The following is a 20,979-nucleotide window of genomic DNA, read 5'->3' as shown; positions in this document are numbered from 1 at the left end:
AAAGGAGACCGAGGATATGAGAAAGACGATTGTTCTCCTACTTGCAGCGACGATTGTCGCTCCGGCGCCAGTCTTTGCCCAGGGAGAGGTGCACAAGGTGGGTACCACGGCGGCCAACTTCCTCAACCTCGAGGTGGGGGCGCGGGCAGTGGCCCTGGCGGGCGCCTTCACTGCCCTGGCCAACGATGCCTCGGCCCTGAAGTGGAACCCGGCCGGGCTGTCGTTCTTCGACCGTCTGACCGTCACCTATCACAACGTCAACCTCTATGCGGATATCTCGCACCAGTTCGTGGGGGTGGTGATTCCCACGGGTGGCAACAACGTCTTCGGCGTCGCCCTTGACTATGTGGATTTGGGTAAGATCGAGAAGACCACCGTGGAAAGCCCTGACGGTACCGGCCTTTTCTTCTCCAGCTACAACATGGCCGTCAGTCTGAGTTACTCTCGCATGCTCACCGACCGCGTCACCTTTGGTGTGACCGGGCGCTACGTGCACGAGCAGATCTGGCAAGAGAAGGCCGATGGCTACTGTGGGGATCTGGGGCTGTTATTCAGCCCAGGGCTCAGCGGCCTACGCGTGGGCATGAGCATCACCAATTTCGGCCCGAACATGGCCATGGATGAAGGCCCGCTCCAGACCTTCTCCTATGAGCCGCGCCCAGATCAACCCGGCGTCGGCAACCGTAACCTGGATGCCAAGTTCATGGTAGATGACTACCCTATGCCGGTCAGTTTCCAAATGGGTGTCGCGCTGGATCTGGTGGGATCGAAGGCCTTCGTGGTCAAGAGCTCTGCCAATCGCCTCACGTGGGTGTTCGAGGTGAACGACGCGTTCGACAACCCAATGCGCGCCAAGTACGGCCTCGAATACGAGTGGCGCAACATCCTGGCCCTGCGCGCGGGTTACAAGCAGAAGTACGACCTGGCCACTTTTTCGTTCGGTGGCGGATTGCGCCTGCCGGTGTCGGGCATGAACGTACGCTTCGACTATGCCCTTGCCGACTATGGCGACCTGGACAGCATCCATGTCACCTCGGTAGAGATCGGCTTCTGATGGCCCGGTGGCCAACGGCGGCTTCCTCTCTTGGCCACCCCACAGCGTCTGACGGCGTGCCCGCAAGACAAGCAACCAAGGAAGAAAGAGAACAAGACCCGGTTGCCGCCGTTAGCGGAACAATCACACTTTGGCAGGAAGAGACTATGCGGCGCATGGTAAGAGCGGCATTGGTGTTTGGGTTGGCGTTGCTGGTAGCATGCGCAGGAGGCATGGCTTCCCTCCAGGAACCGGTGGAGGGGAAACACCTCCTCATCGGCTCTGTGATTTTCGAAAACAGTGGCTACCAGAACAGGAACGACGTCTACTTTGCCAACGTGGAGGTGGCCGTCATTGGGTACTCCCAGGAGGACGGCAAGGAGAAGTTGTTCGGCAAATGGGTGGTGGCTGATGAGAACGGTTACTTCTTCATTCCTAACGTGCCGGACGGCAAGTACGCGCTCAAAGGTTTGCGAGTGAACATGCCTGGTGTGGCGTTCCTCACCATTGCCAACGAATTCCGCAGCACAGTGAGCAACTATGAGATACAGCCGACGGAGACCGTGGCCTTTAGCGGTACCTTTTTCGACATTGGCCCCGAGAATAGGATCGTGAACCTGAAGCATAACTATTTCACCTTGTTCTCCAATCGGGAGATCCGCCACGGTGCCTACGATAGGATTTCCGCTTTCACGGCTTCCAATGGGCAGGAGATTGAACGGCCGCCCATCTTCCAATACTTCCTGGAGAAGTTCCCGCACACGGGGTGGCGACCATTCCTGGAAGCAGAGCTGGCGAGGGTGCGGTAGCGTGGTAGGTTTGTGGGCGCTGGCTTTTGCGGTGGTAGGTTGGGCAGTTGCACCCGCTGCCCAGCAAGGGGCGCTTCGTTTCAATTGCGACTGGGCGGCCTTCAAAGAGCTGCGCAGCGCAGGTGCGACCTACCAGGAGGTGTATCTGGGCATTCCTCATGGGCGGCTGCGCTTCAGCGCCACCGAGGGGGGGTGGTTGGCCGGCTACTCCGTGCGGGCGCGCCTCCTGACTCGCGCTGGGCAGGCTGTTGGGGAACGCACCTGGCAGAGCGTGGTGCGCGCTGACTCGCTGCAGGACAGCCAACGACAGACATCCCTGGAGGTGGTCGGCTTCGTGGTGCATGAGGATTCGCTCCTCTTGGACGTCGAGGTAGAGGACCTGAATTCGGGCATGCGTGGCTCACTGCAGACCTGGGTGCAGGTGCCCACCTTTGCTGACTCTGGTCTGCAGATGAGCGAGGTGGAGTTGGCAGGCTCCATCGAGCGTGCAGCTGCTGACAATCGGTTCGTGAAAAGTGGTTTTCAAGTCCTTCCCAACCCTACGCGCATCTATGGCATCGACTCGCCTTTCTTGTATTTCTACTGCGAACTGTACAATCTGGTGGCGGGGCAGAGCTGCCTGCGCCAGTGGTCGGTTGTAGACGGCCAAGGCAACCCCGTGCACTCGGGGCAGAGGAGCATGCGGCCGCGCGCCCCCACCGCGGTGTGGGCGGAAAAGATCAACCTCTTAGGGGTGGCCTCTGGGCGGTATCTGCTGCGGCTGGCCGTGACCGATAGCACCAGCGGCGCCACTGTGCAACGGGAGACCCCTTTTTGGTTCAGCAATCCCGCCGTGGTCAGCTCGCCTAGCCAGCTGGACGAGCAGCAAGCAGCCCAGGCCCGTGCCCAACTTACCTACTTGGTGAGCGACCAGGAGCTGCGCCTGTTTGACCAGCTGGATGCGCAGGGCAAGGCCAGGTACGTCGCCTCCTTTTGGGCGGCCTTTTCGCCCCAGTTCCGGTCGGAACATCTGCGCCGCTTTGACGCTGCGAACCGGTTGTTCGGCTCGCCGACCACTCCGGGTTGGCAGTCCGACCGCGGGCGGGTCTACATCATGTATGGGCCCCCGGACGAAATAGAGCGGGAGCCGGCCAGCGTCGATACGCGCGCCTACGAGATCTGGATCTACGAGAACCTCAAGAGCCAGGGGCGAGTGGAGTTTGTCTTCTGTGACTATGGCGTTTACGGCAACCATCGTCTCGTGCACTGTACGCTCAAGAGTGGGGAGCGGTTGGAGATTTACAATCCTGACTGGCGCGAGGAGATAAGGATTGCCCGCTGAGCAGGACAAAGGGCACGGGACACGCGGCGAGGCTAAGCCTCCGACGACCTGGCGGCAGAGGCTGGCCCTCATGGTGTCCGGGCTGTTCCTCCTGGGGCTTGCCGAAGGAGTACTCCGCCTGGCAGGTATGGGCAACCGAGCCAGGCGCCTCGACCCTTTTGTCGGCTTTGAAAGGGTTTATCCGTTATGGGTCGAGAGCAAAGCAGGGGACGGGCGGCTGATGATGGCCACCGCCCCCAACAAGCTGCCCTTCTTCAATCATCAGGAATTCTCCGCAAAGAAAGCCCCCGGCACGGTCCGCATCTTTTGCTTCGGTGGCTCAACCACCTACGGTCGCCCTTACAGAGGCGAGACCGCTTTTCCCAGATGGCTTGCGATCAACCTCCAGCTACAGGATCCCGATCACCGCTACGAAGTCATCAACGCCGGTGGCATCTCCTACGCCAGCTATCGCGTTGCCCACCTGGTAGAGGAGGCATTGCGCTACGAGCCGGACGTGTTCGTGCTATACTGCGGCCACAACGAGTTTCTGGAGGCGCGCACCTATGATGCACTCCTACGCCAGCCTCCCGTGGTGCGGAAAGCGAGGCTGCTCATGGACAGGTCAGCCCTCTATGCTGCCTTGCGCCCCGTAGTTACGGCCGTGCAAAGGAGAGTCCTCGGCCAAGGGGAGGAGAAGCCCCCGCTGAAGGATGAGGTCAGTGCCATCCTTGATGCCAGTGCCGGCCTGGAGCGCTACTCGCGGCAGACTCTGCAGCGCGAGCAAACTTATGCCCACTATCGTTACAACCTGGAGCGCATGGTGGCGCTCGCCCGCCAGCATCACGTCAAGATGCTGCTGGCAACGCTGCCCACAAACCTCAAAGACTTTTCCCCTTTCAAATCTGAACACCGCGAGCCGTGGAGCCAAGAACAACAGGAGTGGTGGGATGAACACTTTCGCGCTGGCATCATTGCCGGGGCTCGCGGGGGGTACGAACAGGCACTGGCTGCCTACCAACAATGCTACCAGCTCGATGATCAGTACGCGGAATTGGCCTACCGCATTGGTTGCTGTCTGCACAGGCTGGGGCACTTTGACCTGGCCAAGCAGTATTTACTGCTGGCCAGGGAGTTGGATGTCTGCCCGCTGCGAGCACCTGGGGAGATTAACCGGATCATCCGGGATGTAGCCTCCCGCTATGGGCTCGCACTGGTCGATGTGGAGGAGGAGTTTGCACGCCGTTCGCCCCAGGGGGTGATGGACTCTTCTTTGTTGCTGGACCACGTGCATCCGACGGTGCGCGGCCATCAGCTTATCGCCGAGCTGCTGGTCCAGCAGATGCAACGCCTGGGGTGGGTGCCCGCCGCCAGGGCAGTGACCGACCATGAGCGCCTGGCTGCCTATGAACGGGTGATGCACGCGCTGCCCCCTGACTACTACCTGGAAGGCACGCTCAACCTGGCCAAAGTCCTCGGCTGGGCCGGCAAAGAGGAGGAAAAGTTGGCGCTCCTGCGCCGCCACCAGCAACAGCTCCAGGGCCACGCCGAATTTCACTACATGATGGGCAATAGCATGCTGCGCCGTGGAGAGGTGGCAGAGGCGACGAGGGAGTTCCGTCGCTGCATCGAACTGAGTCCCTCCTTTGCCAACGCCTACACCAATCTTGGCATGGCGTTAGAGCAGAGCGGCGATGCCGAGGGGGCGCGCGCCCAGTACCTCAAGGCCTTGAGCCTGGCCCCCCAGGACTATGTGGCGCAGGCGAACCTCGGACGGCTGGCCTATTTGCGTGGCGACAATAGGGCCGCTATTGCCGCCTTCCGCAAGGCGATTGCCCTTAACGGTGAGTACGCGGACGCGTACTCGGGCTTGGGTGTGGTCTATCACCACCAAGGGTATCGGGAGCAAGCAGTGGTTCAGCTCCAGAAGGCGCTGCAGAAAAACCCTGGCTATGCGGAAGCATATTACAACTTGGGGCTCATCTACTTAGAGGAGGGAAGACTGCAGCAGGCCATGGAAGCATTCCGACGCGCCATCGCCTGTGACCCCTTGTATGCGGATGCGCACTGCAGCCTGGGAGTATGCTTCTATCAGATGCAGGACTTACCCCATGCCGTGAGCGCCCTGCAGACCGCCTTGCGCCTCAACCCGCGCCTGGGCAAAGCCCACAACAATCTTGCCGTGGCCTACTATACCATGGGCGATCTGCGGCGCGCCTGGGATCATGTCAGGGCGGCGCAGCAAGTCCACTACGATGTCGACCCTGCTTTCCTCGAGTTGCTGAGGACAGAAGGGCACAGGGGGGTTCAGGGGGGCCAGGGCAGCCATCCAACTCCTTAGCCAGAAAGGAGGTGAGAGAGCGGCAGAAGGAGTGTGTAACAGGATTCTCTCCTCAGGAAGGGTGCGTGGTGCGTGCAACGGAGCTGTGTCTCACGATATTGTGGAGGACAACATGCGCAAAGCGACGATTCTCCTTACGGCGGTGCTCCTGTTGGTAGGGGCAGGCGTGAGCTGGGGGCAGAGGTGTCCTATCTCTGGCGTGACGCCCGTGCTGGTTGCCACCAGCCCGTCCGGGGGGCCGAGTTTCAACTCCTGCTATCGCGGAGGCAACGAGGTCATCTACTATGAGCCGTCAACCGGAAACTTAATCGCGACATGGTACTGGGCCTACGGCTCATCCGATCCAGACCCCCGGAGGATCACCGCGGCTATTTCCACCGATGGTGGCCAGACGTGGACCCTCCATGAGAGCATCAATCTGGGTGTGGGTGCGGTGATGAATGCCTACTACCCCACTTTGAAAGGGAACGCCTCAACCCCGATCATCGTCTACCGCAATGTTTCCACGGCCAACACGACGCTCATGAAGGGCCAACCGACGCTGGCCATGGACTTGCTCGGCTGGAACATGGGGGGATGGGCAAATAGCTTCATCGATCAGACTGCTTCTGCAGAGGACATCCTGGATATGCGTTATTACAGCATCGCGATAGCGCCTGATAACCCGCAGCTGTGGTTGGTGGGAGCCTATCACCATCCCGGGACCACTTCGGCGCCTCAGGCGCCCGGTGAGTACTTGTTGGTCTATCGCTCCGAGGACGGCGGCGCCACCTGGAGTCCGCCCATCCGATGGGCTTCGGCGGTGCCTGCAGACGTGGGCAAGCCAAACTACGTCATCGACCTGTCCACTTCTTCCACTTTGGTGGAATTGGGCGCCAACAACAAGGCATATGCGGCGGGACTTGGGCAGTATTATTCGGATGACGACCTGTGGCGTGTGATCTACTCCACCTCCACCGATGGAGGCGCTACCTGGTCGTCGCCGGCTCTTATTCCAGGCGCCGACTTTCTGGACTTTGGCAACGGCCGTCTAGGGCGGAACATTACCTCTCTCTTAGATGGGGCAGGTAACTTTCACGTCTTTGCTATCGGCGCCGACACCTCTGAGGGGACCCCAGAACAGGTGTGTGCCTGGGATTTTCGCTACGACGGCTCGGTGTGGAACATTAGCCGCTTCGTGTACCCGCAGGTCATCCCGGAGGGTATCGTAGCGCTCAACCCGAAGAACTCGGCGTGGCCGATGAACAATGCCGCCCTTGGCCCGGACGGGACCTTATACTACTCCTACGTCGATGTTGTTGACACCACAGGCGCTGCCGGCGACCAGTACAAGTACAAGTACAAGATGTTCGTCATGGTCTCCGGTGACCAGGGCAGCACTTGGAACGGGCCGGTGGCGGTGGTGGAGAACTGGAGCGGCCGCGGCCACCCCAACGGCATGGCCAAGAACGCCAGCGACAAGTTGCACATCATTTTCCGCGAGTACGTCGGCGGAGTGGACTCGCTGTACTATGTGGGTGCGCCCACCTCCGAGGTCAAGGCGCGCAGCGCCGTCAGCCTGCCGCGTAGTGAAGTACCGAAGTCTTTTGCCCTATACCAGAACTTCCCCAATCCTTTCAACCCGACTACCTCGATCAGGTTTGACCTTAAGGAGCAAGCGCACGTCACTCTCACCGTCCACAACGAGAGGGGCCAAGAGGTTGCCAGACTCGTCGACCGGGTCGAGCCTGCCGGGATGAAGGGTGTAGTGTGGGATGCCCGTGGGTTGCCTTCCGGCGTCTACTTCTGCACCCTGCGTGCTGGCGACTTTGTAGCCACGCGCAAGATGACTCTTGTGCGGTAGCAGCCAGCAGGAGGTGACCGCAGGAGCTTCTGCTGGCCCAGCCGGGGGCTGCCCGCTGTATGTCACTCGCGGGGCCGAGGTCAGGCAAGGATGTGGCCCGTACGCAACGTGAGGGCTGCGTCCTTGCCTGTTTTTTTGCCACGGCAGCGGAATGGCTCCCGAGTGGCACGGCATCTGTACCCTGCGCCTTTGGAGCTGCAACAGAGCCAGGCCAATGGGGGTGACATGCCGGCTTGGCAAGGGCAAATAGGGGCTTGCGCAGTTGCGCAAACTTTCGTACATTGGCACAGGACTGAGGAGGCGTAAGATGAAGCGTACGAGTCATCGGCTGTCCCTCATCGCTGCGACCCTCATGGTTGCGGGCGCATGCATAGCCGGGCAAAGCCAAAGGTTGCTGGTGAGGGTGCCGATCCCGGAGCGGGCATCCCTTCAGCGCTTGCAGGACCTGGACCTGGACTTTGCCTACCAAGGTCTCAAGGACTATGTGGACCTGGTGGTGGATGAGCAACAACTGGGGATCCTCAAGGAAAGGGGTTTCACCTACCAACTGCTGCCAACCATTGATCGTGCGCGCCTGTTCGACCCAGCCTACCACACCTACGAACACATGGTAGCTTATCTGGACTCTCTGCACCGAGAGTACCCAGAGATTACGGCCGTGCATCAAATAGGTGCCAGCCAGCAATTGCACATCCCTATCTACGCCACAAAAATCTCCGATAATGCCGCGCTCGATGAAGACGAGTTCACCGTCCTCTATGATGGTATGCACCATGCCCGCGAGCCGTTGGGCATGGAGTGCTGTTTGCTTCTTGTCCGGCATCTGTTGGAAAACTATGGCAAGGATCCCCTCGTTACCACGGCGGTCAACGAGCTGGAAATCTGGGTTGTCCCCATTCTGAATCCTGAGGGCTACAAGTACATCGTGGATAACGATCTGGGTAGCCCCTGGTGGCGAAAGAACCAGCGGGACAATAACGGCAATGGCCGTTTTGACGTCACCTTCGACGGCGTAGATCTAAATCGCAACTACGACTACCGCTGGTCAGAGGGTGGTTCTGGTGACATGACGAGCTGGACGTACCGAGGTCCGGCCCCTTTCTCGGAAGCGGAGACGCAAGCCAAGCGCGATCTGGTCTTGCGGGAGCGCTTCCTCTGCTCCATCTCCTACCATAGCTACGCTGAAGAAATCTACTATGCGCGTGGTGTATACGGCTCCACCATACCGGAGACGCCCTTGTTGGACGCGTTTGCCGCGGCAGTCGCCAATCGCATCCCCCGCCTGGGGGGAGGTTTTTACGAGCCGGGGGGACGCACAAATGCCACCAACCAGAGCTACCCGTGGGCATTTGCGGTGGCAGGGGTCTACGAGCTTCTCATCGAAACTGGGACGGAGTTTATTCCCCCCGGGCCGGTGGCGCGCCGGGTGGCTGCAGACAACTTGGCCGGGGCATTGTACCTGCTGGAGAAAACGGTAGCTGGTCCGGGCGTGTACGGACACGTACGGGATGCAGAGACGGGCGCGCCTGTGGCCGCAGAGGTCAGCATCCTTGAGTACGACCGCCCAGGGATGACACCCCGTAGGGCTGAGGCGCGCTACGGCCGCTTCCACCGTTTTGCCGCACCGGGTGTCTACACCCTTCGCGCTTGGGCCCCCGGGTTCCTGCCCGTCACCGAGCACGTGACGGTGGCCAGCGACGGGTGGAGCTTGCTGGACATCGCGCTGCCGCCCGCTGCTCTGCCTAGCATCAGCGCAATAGTAGTGGACGACGATAGCTTAGGGGCGAGCGCAGGCAACGGCAACGGGAGGGTTGAGGCGGGAGAGACCATCGAATTGCGCATCCCCCTGCGCAATGCGGGCAGGAGCCCGGCGGAGAATCTCACCGCGACCCTGGTGGCCCGACATGCCAACGGTACGGTGCTCAAGGGGACAGTCTCGTACGGAGTCCTCCCCGTGGATTCTACCGTTTCGCCGGAGGAGAGTTTTGTGCTGCGGGTGTTCTACCGCACCCCCCATGGCTTTCAGCTCCCCCTGCAGCTTCAGATCAGAGGCGCGGGCGGATTGAGCCTTGACCTCGACTTTTCCCTGGAGATCCAGGCTCCCTTGCTTCACTACGCGCGCGTGGTGGTGGCGGACAGTCTGGCCAACGACAATGGCGCACTGGAACCAGGGGAGGAGGTTGCTCTCAAAGTAGTGGTAGCAAACCACGGCGGCATGACCGCCACCCAGGTACGCGGCACCCTTACATGTGCGAGTGAGTGGGTGAGATTGCCCGTTGCCATGGATACGGTAGAGGCCATTGAGCCCGGCCAAGAGGGGGTCTTTCTGTTTAGGGCTGAGCTGCCAGCTGCGGCGCCAGCGGCGCATGTGGCCCACTTCCGCCTGACGTTGGTTAGCGCAGAAAAGTACACGGCCATAGAGTCCTTCCGCTACGCCTGTGTAGCAGGTTTTTTCGACGACTTGGAGGTGGCCGACAGCCGCTGGTGGCATGAGGTGCGGGGCAACCCATCCAATCTGCAGGACGACTGGCAGTGGGGAACTCCCCAAGGAAAGGCGAGCGGGCAAGACCCCCGCTCAGCCTACTCGGGTCAATATTGCTGGGGCAACGACTTGGGAGGCGAAGGTTGGGACGGATCCTACCAAGCCAATGTCAACTGCTACCTGAACTCCCCAACGATCGACTGCAGCCGCTACCAGAAGGTGGGGCTACGTTTCATGCGATGGCTCAATGTGCGCGCCGGGGACGTTGCTACCGTCTTGGTGAATGACCAGGTGGTCTGGACAAGTCCTCCAGAAGGGCTCTTTGACCGCAGCTGGACGGTCCAGCTTGTGGACATTTCGGCCATTGCGGACGGCAATCCCCAGGTGGTGGTCTCTTTTGGACTCACATCCAACGGCGACAACCTCGTGGCGGGCGGTTGGAACATCGATGATGTCTTGGTCAAAGATGGGTTGGCAACATCGCTTACAGTAAGTGGCGGTCAGGAAGCTCCTGACTCCTACCGCCTCTATCCGTGTTACCCCAATCCTTTCAATGGCCAAACCGAAATCGCCTATTCGTTGCCGCGGCCTGCAGTGGTGAAGATGACGGTGGTGAACCTGCTCGGGCAGGAGGTGTGTACCCTCCTGCAAGGCAGGCAGCCTTCAGGCCGCGGAGCCGTGCGTTGGGATGGCAAGGATGGACGTGGAAGGGAACTAGCCAGCGGGGTATACTTCATCCTGTTGGAGGTTCACGACCAACAAGGCCAGGAACTTGCGCGTTTCATGCGGAAGGTGACGATAGTGCGGTGATCAGCCGATTCCCGGTGCAGGTCAGCCAGGTGGCGAAGGCGCGGTCCAGCCAGGGTGGAGCTTGTCAAGCCTGAGCACCTGAGGGCGAAGATGCCGGCACCTGGAGTTCCGCGGCATCGCAGAGGAGGCCCTGCGCCACAATGGACTCACGACATCTTGCTGCTTGCGACGCGGCAACAGACGCACGGGACCTGTCAATGGGCAGGACAAGCCCGTGGTCAGGTGTGGTGGTGAGGATGAGGATGCGCATCACCATCGTGGTGGGCATAGTGCTGGCAGGGGTCATGGCGATGGCCCCAGCTGAAGGGCCATGGGAGGAGTTGCCTGAACATCAGCTGGAGGAGTGCACCATCGGCGTGGCCTCTGCCCGGGCTACTGCTGACGGGCGCCCCATGGTGTGGAAGACCCGAGACGCCGGCCAGGTGAACAACGAAGTGGTGTGGGTTACCGGCTCTTTGTACCGCTTCGTGGCCGTGGTGAGCGCTGGCTCCACCACTCCGTGGATGGGCGTGAACGAGAGGGGCTTTGCCATCCTCAACTCTCTGTCGAGCGACCTTCCAACCGCTGCCACCGGTCCCAGCAATGCTACCCTGATGAAGGACGCATTAGGCAGTTGCGCGTCGGTGGCAGAGTTCCAGGCCCTTCTTGACCGCACCAACCTTACCGGGCGCACCACCCAGGCAAACTTTGCCGTCATTGACAGCACCGGGGCTGCGGCCATTTTTGAGACCGCCGGCACGCAGTACTGGAAGTACGACGCCAACGACTCTTCAGTCGCCTCTCAGGGTTATGTGTTGCGCACCAACTTTGCCCTCCACGGTGGTGGTAGCAGTGGCATTGAGCGCTACCGGCGAACCACTAAGCTGATTGCGGATTTTTGGGCCGGGGACACGCTTGGCTATCGCAGCATCCTTCGTACGCAAATGCGTGACTTTTCTGACGCCAACAGCAATCCCGTGCCAGTACCCTTCCCTGCACGCTGGCAGAGCAACAGACCGTTTGGCTATATCTACTGCTACCTCAGCATCTGCCGCTCCACTTCGGTATCGGCGGCCGTCATCCAGGGTGTGCGGCCGGGCGAGCCGGCGCGTCTGAGCACGATGTGGGCCATGCTGGGTCAGCCGGCCGGTGCGGTTGCTGTGCCCTATTGGCCGGTGGGTAACACGCCTGCCGCCGCCAATGGCGAAGTGACCGCCCCCTTGTGTGATGCCGCCCTGGCCATCAAGAGTCTCCTGTTCGACTATGCGGAGAACAGCAACTACATCGACTCCTACAAACTTCGGGATGGCAAGGGAGGCGGATTTTGGTACACGCTCTTCCCCGCAGAGGATGCTATTTTCGCTAGGGCCGAAAGTCTCATGGTGCTGTGGCGTGCCAATCCCGTGCCGCCGCAGGTCATGCTGCAGGCTGAGGCGGACTTGGCGAGACGGGCGCTCGCTGTTCTCCGCCAGGCTTACGACGCCTACATAACCAGCGTGCCCGCTCCACAAGTTAGCTCGGGTGCGCCTACCTGTGTCCTTAGCCAGCCCTACCCGAATCCCTGCAACACCTCGGCCTCTCTAGTGCTTCACCTGCCCGAGCCGAAGCAGGCCTGGGTGGCGGTGTACAACGCGAGAGGGGAACAGGTTGCCGTGCTCTGCGATGGACAGGTGCTCTCAGGCAAGCATCTTCTGACCTGGGACGGACGGGACCATGCAGGCAGGCCACTGCCCAGTGGAGTCTATTTTGTGCAGGCCCGCACCTCCCACCGGCAGCAGACGCGCCGGTGCGTCCTGGTGCGCTGAAAAGGAGGAGGTGAACACCATGCACGGCCAACCGACTCCAGGGACAACCGCCTTCTGGCTCGCCGCAGGCTTCCTCAGCGGCTCGCTCATGTTCTCCTACTGGTTGGGGCGGCTGGGGGGCCAGGATGTGCGCAAGGTCGGCGACGGCAACCCCGGAGCGGCCAACGCCATCAAGGCGGCAGGCCTGGCCATCGGGCTGGCAGGAGGCCTCTTGGACTTTCTCAAAGGCGCACTCCCCGTGGCCTTGGCTACCTGGCCGCTGTCAGCGCCTGAGGCCTCGCCTTGGGGATGGTTTCTGCCGCTCATCGCCATGGCGCCGGTGCTGGGCCACATCTTCTCGCCGTGGCTGGCAGGTCGCGGCGGCAAGGGGATCGCCGTTACTTTCGGCGTGTGGGCAGGGCTCACCGCCTGGCAGGTCCCCTGCATTCTCGGCGGTGCATGCGCAGTGGCCAAGTTCCTGCTCCGTCTGCCGGACGCCTGGGTGGTGGCTTCGGCCATGGCCGGCGTGACGCTGTTCGTTGCTGTGCGCTTCGGTGCCGGGCCTCTGTTGGGGACTGCCACGCTGAATCTTGCCCTGCTCATCTTCACCCACCGGCGGGAATTGTGCGCGCACAGGAGCAGGGTGTGAGTCCGATCGTCGACTCGTGGCGCATTCTGCTCTTTGTGGCAGTGCAGCTTGCTATCGCTGCACTGAATCTGCGGGCAGTGCCCCTTCTCTCCAGGTTTCGGCCCTCTTCCCCGCAGCCGCGCGTATCTATTCTGGTTCCGGCGCGTAACGAGCAGGGGAGCATTGCTGCATGCGTCTCGTCGCTGGTCGCGCAATCCTACCCGGATTTTGAGGTGCTCGTCTTGGACGATGACTCTGCAGATGGCACAGCGGCGGTGGTGCGCGACACAGGGGGGACGCCCGTCCGCCTGGTGCACGGTCAGCCCTTGCCGGAGGGGTGGAATGGCAAGCCGTGGGCCTGTCACCAGCTTGCGGCAACTGCTACCGGCGAGCTCCTCTTTTTCACCGACGCCGATACGCGGCATCAGCCCGAAACCCTCGCTCGGGCAGTGGCCGCCTTGCAGAGCACAAAGGCAGACTTGCTTACGGCCATCACCGGCCTGGAGATAGGCAGCGTAGGAGAGCTCGTCACCGTCCCGTTTCCGGCCTGGAGCATCCTCACCCTGCTGCCGGTGCCCCTTGCCTATTGGCTGCGCAAGAACCGCGCCTTGGTGGCGGCCAATGGCAAGTTCTTGCTCATGCGGCGTGAGGCATACGAGCAGGTGGGCGGACACGCCGCCGTCCGCGACCACGCCACCGAGGACATGGAACTGGCAAGGCACATCAAGAAAGCCGGCCTACGATGGCGGCTGGTCAACGCCACCGACCTCGTCACCGCTCGCATGTACCGCGGCTGGTGCGAGGCGAGACGAGGGTTCGCCAAGAACTACTTCGCTCTGTTCAACTACCGCCTGCTGGTGGCGCTCTTCGTCTGGTCATGGCTGATGCTCATCGCGTGGCACCCGCTGGTCACCGTCCTCTCCGGCATGATGAGGACGAGTCTCCCCGGCTCCAGCGTTGCCGCACTTGTGACTGTCGGCCTGAACTGCCTCCTGTGGCTCCTGGTCGCAACGGCCACCGGCATGCCCAAGCGGCTGTGCTGTCTTTACCCCGTGGTCATTACTGCCTCGGTATTGATCGGCCTGGAAGCCATAGTCCGTGCTCTGGCCGGCAAGGCGACCTGGAAAGACCGGACGCTGGTGCGAAGAAAGGTGCGGCTGCTGTGAGCAGGGTGGTACGAGTGGCGGCGCAGCAGGCGAGTGCTTATGCTGGGTTCCCGCCCAGCAGTTGACATGAGAAATCGAACTTCAGGTGTCGCACATGGAAAGACGGAATCGTGGAGGTGGCTTTTTGAGAAGTCGCAAAGGGATGCTGTTTCTTGCTGCTCTGCTTGGGCTGAGCGCACCAGGGGCACTTGCGTCGTACCCGGACCAGCAGTTTGTTCTGGAAGGGGCCGACTCACTCTTGGCCGGGGCGACCAGCATCGTGAACATTGTGCGCAGCCCGGACGGGCGAGCGATCCAGTTAGCCGATGGCTCCTTGAGCGGAAGCATCATCTTGCAGGTGCAGAGCGCACCCTTCCCGTTCGACATCGGCCTCCCCTCATGGAATGGCTCGGCGCCTGGCGACAGCGGCGGCTTCCGCGTGCTCATCCGCGTGCCCTACGGGACTGGGTGGTCGCCTTGGTTGGAAGTCGGCTACTGGAAGGCCAACCTCTGGCCGGGCACCAAGCCGACGACCTTCGCCGGTGGGCGGATTGACATCGACACCGTGGAGCTCTCCTTCTATGCCACGAGCTGGCAGTTCAAGATCGAGATGAAGCGCCTGGCTGCAAGCGTGCCTTCTCCCACGGTGCGGCTGCTGTCATTTGTGGCGAGCGACAGTCGCACGACGGCCGAGTTTGACCTGAGCGCTGCCCTTGCGGACCGGCCCCCGGCGATCTTCATTCCCACCACCTTCCTGGCGCAGTACAAGATTTCCAGCGAATTTGGCGGCAGAATCTGTTCGCCGACGACTGTGGCCATGATCCTGCTGAGCTATGGGATTTCTGTTGATCCCCTCCCATTCGCCCTGGATACGTACGACCCCTACTGGGGAATCTTTGGCGTCTGGCCGCGCGTGGTGCAGAATGCCGCAGAGCACGGCCTGCGGGGCACAGTGGCGCGCATCCGCTCCTGGAGCCAGGCCTACGACGTGCTGGCCAAAGGCGGGCGCATCGGCATGTCGGTGGGACCGCCCCTGTACAGCGGACACCTGATGATGGTGGCGGGCTTTACCGCCAGCGGAGACCCCATCGTGCACGACCCGGCACGCAGCTCTGACGGCTATGCGCACGTGTTCAACAAGGCCGACCTGTCCAAGTCATGGTTCGAGAAAGGCGGTGTCGCCTACGTCTTTTCCGGCATCGACGTGCCCTCGACTGCTGTCTTGGCATGCGAGCAGGGCGCAAGCGGCGCGCCAGCAAGCTTTGTGTTCTATCCTGCCTACCCGAACCCCTTCCCCCTGAGCAGGGACAGGAGCGGCGTGACGCTCATGTTTGACTTGCCGGCGCCGGAGGTGGTGTCCGTCTCCGTGTACAATGCCGTGGGCCAGCTCGTGCAGCAGCTTGCCTCCCAGGAGTACGCCGCCGGCTTGCATGCCGTGCGCTGGCAACCTGACCAAGACGTGGGTCCTGGCGTGTACTTCCTGCGAGTGGCCGGAGCACGGCAGGTGGCCACCGGTCGCTGTGTGCTCATCAGATAGCGCGCCCTCGCGCCTGCTGCGGAGGCAGTTGCCCATCGGCCGTGGGGGTACAAACCCCTCGCCGCGCAGCCACTGCCGCCCGAGAGTTCCTGCCGGACCGCCCTTGGCGAGTGACGCGTCCTCGTGCCAGAGGCCGTGCTCTCCTCGCGGTGGAGGAGCTGTCTCGCCTGTCGTCACCTTCGTCGGGCGGCCTTCGCTGCAGCGGCACGTGCTCGGCGAGGACGAGCACGCTCAACGCGTGCGTCGCCAGCTTGTTCCAGAAGCGAGAACCCCCGGGAGTGCTGCGGCCTTGATGCGTTGCCACTCCCTGCCATTGGCGCGAGATGCGCCTCGGGCCCTTCGGCCGCCTGACGGCTGCCGCATATTTTGCTTGCTTTTGACGGGAGGATTTCGTAACATCCGAGCGTACAAGGGCCGGGCAGATGAGCCGAGGGAACGTCACGCTTGTGGTCGCGCCGCAGGTGGCAGGCTGGGTGAACCTGGCGGTGCTGCAATTGGCCGAGGTCGTGGTCGGCAACAGGTCAGCGGAGCTGGGGCAAGAGATGCAATCGCTGGCCGAGGAGCTGCGTACGCGCTTCCAAAACCCCGATGGTGCCTTGCCCGCGCTGCAGCCGGCCCGAGCGCTCTATCGGCGGATTGGATTGGATCCCACCAAGAACCGGCCGTCCTCAGAGGCCCTCTTGCGCCGCGTGCTCAAAGGGATGGATCTCTACCAAATCAACACGGTGGTCGATGCGTGCAACCTCTGCTGCCTGCGCTTTCTGCTGCCCATCGGGCTGTACGACGTGGCGACGATAAAAGGCCACGAGGTCGTTGCTCGCTTGGGCCTCGAAGGGGAGGGGTACGAAGGGATTGGCAAGGGCTGGGTCAACGCGCAAGGGAAGCTGGTCTTAGTCGATGCGGAGGGGCCGTTTGGCAATCCCTCTGCAGACTCGGCCCGCACCAGGATAACCGAGAACACCCAAGAAGTGCTGATGATGATTTTCGCCCCGGGCGGCTACTCGCCGGAGCACCTGGCAGAACACATGTCTTGTGCTGCGCACACTATGGCGCAGTATTGCAGGGCGCGGCTCAGCGGGTCGTGCATCGTGTGCTGAGCCTGCAAGCCCCTCTCAGGAAGGAGAGAAGGTGGTTCATCGGGCAATGGAGGTGACCGTGCGAAAGGGACTGGTCGTGCTGCTGCTCGCGGCGTGCGTAGTGGGACGGAGCGCCGCGGAAAACTATCTGCTCAACGGCGGGCAGGAGTCGAAGATTGCCTACCGGCTGTCGCAAAAAGTCGAGCCCGCACCAGGCACTAAGCTCCTCTTGCTGAGCTTTGTGGTGCCGGAAAGCTTCGCCTCGCCGACGTACAACCAGGCTGTCGCCGAGTTTTCGCTCACCTTTCAACCGGAGCCGTCTTCGCGGCAGGAGGAAGTCGATGCGCGCGGCAACCGCGTGGTGAAGGCGACCTGGTCAGGTGCCAGAGGCCTGGTGGAGGCGAACATTGCCATGGTGGCAGTGACCAAGGTCACGCTGCAGTCTTTGAAGACCCAGGCTCCGTTTCCTCTGACGGCTCTGCCCGCCGAGGTGGGGGTCTACCTCAAACCGAGTCCTCAGGTGCAGAGCGGCGACGCGGCCATTGCCGCCAAGGCACGCCAGCTCACCGTCGGTGCTCAAACCGAATTTGACGCCGTGCAGAAAATTCTCTCCTGGGTAGTGGACCACATGCAGTACGTAACGCCGCCCGTGCAGTACGACGCGCTCTATTCGTTCCAGAGCGGCAAGGGCAATTGCCAGAACTACTCGCACCTGGCTGCGGCCCTGCTGCGCGCGGTGGGGGTGCCGGTGCGCATCGTCAATGGCGTCACCCTCAAGCGCCCGTACGACGTGAAGTTGCCTGATGGCACGCTCACCATGCGCATGGGCCAGGGTAGGCACTCGTGGATCGAGGTGTTTTTCCCTGACCTGGGATGGGTGCCCTTTGACCCCCAGCAGACCGAGCTCTTTGTCAGCAACCGCTTCATCCGCATCGAAGTGGGCGTGGACAACGAGGAGACCATCAAGGATGGCCTGATTCGCTGGACGCAGTCACAAGGCGCAGAAGGGCAGCCGCAGTGCGAAGAGAGTATCGACGCGGACTTTGTCCAGGACCGCGTGGCGCTCAACGCCAAGAAGGAAGCGCACGGCCCGCGCAACATGCTCTTTCTTCCGGAAGTGTTGGCAGTGTTCAAGCCCTACGAGGCGCCGCCCCCACCGCCACCGCCGAAGGTCGTCCCCGAACAGGAGATGAAGCAGCTCCGCTACACGGTGCCATTTGTCTACGGCAACCTCAACTATCCGGAGGGCGTGGACTTTATGGCGGCGCGGGGGCCGGCAGTGGCGGGCGGCGAGAACGCCTTTGAGATGCGCAAGAATTTTCTTGTAGAGACGGCCGAGTACGTGACCACGCAGGCGGCGCAATACGCACAAATGTTCGTGCTCAGTAAGCCGCTCAGCCTGCGCAGCGTGGGCCTGGCGCTGCACCGCTTTGGCGGCGACGGCACCCTGTGGGTGGAGCTGTACAAGGACGACAACGCCAAACCAGGGGCTTACATTGCCACCAGCGAAATGCTCTCCGTGGGGCAGCTCTCCTTGCGTCCGGGCTACCGCTGGGTGGATTTCCCTTTCCAGGGGGACCCCATTCTGCTCTCGCCGGGACGGTACTGGATTGCTTTCGGCTTCACCGGCAGCCCGATTGTCAATTGGTTCTTCACCTACGGCAAGCCGGTTGGGCCCCCCGAAGGGACGCGCTACAAGACCATTTTTGACGAGGACTGGAGTCGCGCCCTCTCGTATGAGTTCAACTATCGCGTGCAGGGGATGACGACGCCGTGAAGGGAAAGCGGTGGGAGAAAAGAAACGGGCGAAGCAGGCTTGCTCCGCCCGTTTTTCGCTTGTGGGCCTTGCTCCCTACTTTTCCACTACCTTCACCAGGGTGCCGGCCGGCAGCACTTCTTCCAACTCCTTGCCGTTGAGGATCGCCATGGCGGAGAGCTTGTCATCCGCCACGCCAAAGTCCTTGAGGATCTGGCGCAAGGTAGCCTGGCGTGGCGCCTCCTTCACGCGCAGGATCGCTGGCTTGACGTTGATGCGCGCCGGATCGGTGAGCTCCCGGAACTGAGACATCGTGCTCTGCAACAGGCTCCTGTACTGCGCAAACCCGGCCTGAAGAGTGTAGCCGTGGAACACAAACACCGTGTTCCCCTTTTGGATGAAGTAAGAGAGCACCGCCAGGGCAGTCTCCCCCGAAACCAAGTTGGTCACCAGGCGGTGGGCGGCAAGGCCGTTGACCTGCAGCGAGGTGGACTCCACCACGGTGGCATTTGTCTCTTGCACAAATTTGTCCGCCGCCGCCTTGGGAGCGGGCTCCTTGGCCAGCATGAAGAGGATGACCGCGTCTTCCTGGGGCGAGACCATCTGCACTTGCGATGGCGTGTTGGCCACGTTCCAATTCTGCGGCACCGGGAACTGGAAGCGCATGGTCGGATGGTAGAACACCCCATCGGCTACGTACCCCTGCCGGGGATCCTCCCCGTAGACGATGCCATCCACGCTGCGCAGGTACCTTTCGCTGTTCACCTGGTAGTCGGCCGCGCCCACAGTCTTTTTCCACTGCGCTGCCAAGCTCTGGATGTTCTTGATGCGCGACGGCGGATTTGGGTGGGTGGAGAACCAGTCGGGCAGCCCCTGTGCGGAGCTGGGCTGCAAGCGCTCCAAGGTGACGAAGAAATTGGCCATGTGCGAGGCGTCACAGCCCGCCTTGGTGGAGTAGGTGACGCCCAACTCGTCGGCCTGGCGCTCGTCGTCGCGGCTGAACTTCAGGAAGAGCATGCCCACGCCGAACTCCACGTATGGGGCGTACTTGCGGAACTCCTTGGAAAGCTCCTTGCCGATCTCCAGGCCCAGGCCGGCTACCATTGCTTTGCTGTACTGCTTGGCAGTGTGGCGCGCGGTGATGTGGCCGATTTCGTGCCCCATGACCCCGGCCAACTCGGCTTCATTGTTGAGGTAGGCGAGAATGCCACGGGTGAGATAGACGTAGCCGCCGGGCACGGCGAAGGCGTTGATTACCGGCGAATCCAGCACTTTGAACGAGTAGGGCAGTTGCGGCCGGTGGCTGACCCTTGCCAGCCGCTGCCCAAGGTCGCCGACATACGCCTGAAGCTGCGGGTTTTCCAAAACCCCGTAGGTGGCAATGACCTCGGCATCGGTCTGTTTGCCGAGTTGGATCTCATCCGCCTCGGTGAGCAGCATGAAATCGCGCTTGCCGGTCACCGGGTTGACTGCACAGGAGAATAGGAGTGCCAGTGCCGCTGCCGTGCACGCGAGGCGGCCAACGTGACGCATGAGCGTACTCATCTTTCCTCCCGGTATTTGGTAAATGGTCTCTGTCGGTTTGCGCCAGAATATAGCACCCGGTGGGCAAATATGCAAGGCGATTTTGAGTCTGTTTTGTGGGGACCAGACAAAACCTTCCCACCTATGTGAGGCGATCGGTGAGGTGATCAGGGCTAGCTTCGAGCCATTCTGTCCCCGTGCGGTGGCATGGCTGCCATTGCGCCAGACTGAGGATCTGGTTGCACAATTGCCCCAACAACACGACGTTGGCGCATCCACTACCACGCACCACCCATGAGCCCAGGAACGTCACCGCCAACGCCCACACGACCACAGACACCTCCTGGGGTAGAAGCCTTGGTGGCAGAGGTGAAGCGAGGCTACCCCTTCGCCGGACAGCGCACCCTGCGCTGGCTGCTGCTGACCCGCCACCAGCGTCGTCTGTCGGCCACCACCATCAACCGCATCCTCCATGACTACCACCTGCTTGTCCCCCGCCAGAAACGCTGGCGGCACAAGGTCGACCTTTCTACCCTCAGGAAGACCTTCCGGGCCTTCCACCGCATGCAGATTGACGTCAAATACCTCAACGACATCGCCACCCTCTGGCCACTGATCTATCTGGGGAAACTGCCCAAGTAGCAGGACACTATCTGTGATGTGACCACCGCCACCACTTTCGTCGCCTTTGCCTACGAACTGAGGGTGGCCAACTCCATGCGCTTTGCCACTCTGGTGCTGGAACACCTCAGCCGCCATGGCATCAACCTCCACCAGCTCACCGTGCAAAGCGATTGGGGCACCGAGTTTGTCGGCCCCGCCAACGCCAAAAAGAACAGCCCCTTTGTGCAGCTGCTGGAACAGGTCTACGGCGTCACCCACCGCACCATCCCGGTAGCCACCCCACGCTGCAACGGCGTCGTGGAAAGCTT

At 61.7% G+C, this 20,979-nt stretch carries 16 protein-coding genes; 14 read left to right on the top strand and 2 right to left on the bottom strand.

The features are described 5' to 3' along the window. Positions 1–16: 16 nt before the first annotated feature. From NUW13_09020 to NUW13_08965, 12 genes are all read left to right on the top strand, one after another. Complete coding sequence (locus NUW13_09020; protein MCR4439169.1) at positions 17–1,054, top strand: PorV/PorQ family protein; 1,038 nt, start codon at positions 17–19, stop codon at positions 1,052–1,054. 155 nt (positions 1,055–1,209) lie between these two features. After that, positions 1,210–1,842, top strand: coding sequence for a hypothetical protein (locus NUW13_09015; protein ID MCR4439168.1), 633 nt, complete (start codon positions 1,210–1,212; stop codon positions 1,840–1,842). A gap of 1 nt (position 1,843) precedes the next feature. Next, positions 1,844–3,163 (top strand): GWxTD domain-containing protein, encoded by a 1,320-nt coding sequence (locus tag NUW13_09010; GenBank protein MCR4439167.1) that lies wholly within the window; start codon positions 1,844–1,846, stop codon positions 3,161–3,163. After that, positions 3,153–5,483 (top strand): tetratricopeptide repeat protein, encoded by a 2,331-nt coding sequence (locus tag NUW13_09005; protein ID MCR4439166.1) that lies wholly within the window; start codon positions 3,153–3,155, stop codon positions 5,481–5,483. Before NUW13_09010 ends, NUW13_09005 begins: the two co-directional genes overlap by 11 nt. A 112-nt stretch (positions 5,484–5,595) precedes the next feature. After that, complete coding sequence (locus NUW13_09000) at positions 5,596–7,326, top strand: T9SS type A sorting domain-containing protein (protein ID MCR4439165.1); 1,731 nt, start codon at positions 5,596–5,598, stop codon at positions 7,324–7,326. Between the two features lie 307 nt (positions 7,327–7,633). After that, positions 7,634–10,618, top strand: coding sequence for a M14 family zinc carboxypeptidase (locus NUW13_08995; protein ID MCR4439164.1), 2,985 nt, complete (start codon positions 7,634–7,636; stop codon positions 10,616–10,618). Positions 10,619–10,758: 140 nt separating this feature from the next. Continuing rightward, complete coding sequence (locus tag NUW13_08990; GenBank protein ID MCR4439163.1) at positions 10,759–12,402, top strand: T9SS type A sorting domain-containing protein; 1,644 nt, start codon at positions 10,759–10,761, stop codon at positions 12,400–12,402. A gap of 19 nt (positions 12,403–12,421) precedes the next feature. Beyond that, positions 12,422–13,030 (top strand): glycerol-3-phosphate acyltransferase, encoded by a 609-nt coding sequence (locus NUW13_08985; GenBank protein MCR4439162.1) that lies wholly within the window; start codon positions 12,422–12,424, stop codon positions 13,028–13,030. Next, positions 13,027–14,175, top strand: coding sequence for a glycosyltransferase (locus tag NUW13_08980; protein MCR4439161.1), 1,149 nt, complete (start codon positions 13,027–13,029; stop codon positions 14,173–14,175). The genes NUW13_08985 and NUW13_08980 overlap by 4 nt, the downstream gene beginning before the upstream one ends. Positions 14,176–14,299: 124 nt before the next feature. Further along, the gene (locus tag NUW13_08975) at positions 14,300–15,691 is read left to right on the top strand and encodes a C39 family peptidase (protein MCR4439160.1); all 1,392 of its coding nucleotides are present in this window, start codon (positions 14,300–14,302) and stop codon (positions 15,689–15,691) included. A gap of 422 nt (positions 15,692–16,113) precedes the next feature. Then, positions 16,114–16,788, top strand: a complete 675-nt coding sequence (locus NUW13_08970; GenBank protein ID MCR4439159.1) for a phenylalanine--tRNA ligase beta subunit-related protein — start codon at positions 16,114–16,116, stop codon at positions 16,786–16,788. Positions 16,789–16,819: 31 nt separating this feature from the next. After that, a complete protein-coding gene (locus tag NUW13_08965) occupies positions 16,820–18,544 on the top strand; it encodes a hypothetical protein (protein ID MCR4439158.1) in 1,725 nt (574 codons plus the stop codon). Positions 18,545–18,619: 75 nt separating this feature from the next. Here NUW13_08965 and NUW13_08960 read toward each other — a convergent pair whose 3' ends face one another. Beyond that, on the bottom strand, positions 18,620–20,068 hold the full coding sequence (locus tag NUW13_08960) for a M48 family metalloprotease (GenBank protein ID MCR4439157.1): 1,449 nt from the start codon (positions 20,066–20,068) through the stop codon (positions 18,620–18,622). 121 nt (positions 20,069–20,189) lie between these two features. Beyond that, positions 20,190–20,381 carry a hypothetical protein gene (locus tag NUW13_08955; GenBank protein ID MCR4439156.1) on the bottom strand — a complete coding sequence of 64 codons (192 nt, stop codon included), beginning with the start codon at positions 20,379–20,381 and terminating at the stop codon, positions 20,190–20,192. 35 nt (positions 20,382–20,416) lie between these two features. Here NUW13_08955 and NUW13_08950 point away from each other — a divergent pair, with 35 nt between their 5' ends. Together NUW13_08950 and NUW13_08945 are read left to right on the top strand one after the other, a co-directional pair. Next, positions 20,417–20,689, top strand: coding sequence for a hypothetical protein (locus NUW13_08950; GenBank protein MCR4439155.1), 273 nt, complete (start codon positions 20,417–20,419; stop codon positions 20,687–20,689). Between the two features lie 18 nt (positions 20,690–20,707). Next, positions 20,708–20,979: hypothetical protein (locus NUW13_08945; protein ID MCR4439154.1), on the top strand; the 272-nt coding region annotated here is incomplete at its 3' end.

The sequence above is a fragment of the candidate division KSB1 bacterium genome (assembly GCA_024655945.1).
GTDB lineage: Bacteria > Zhuqueibacterota > Zhuqueibacteria > JANLFK01 > Oleimicrobiaceae > Oleimicrobium.
This window is presented reverse-complemented; position numbering and strand designations above follow the sequence as displayed.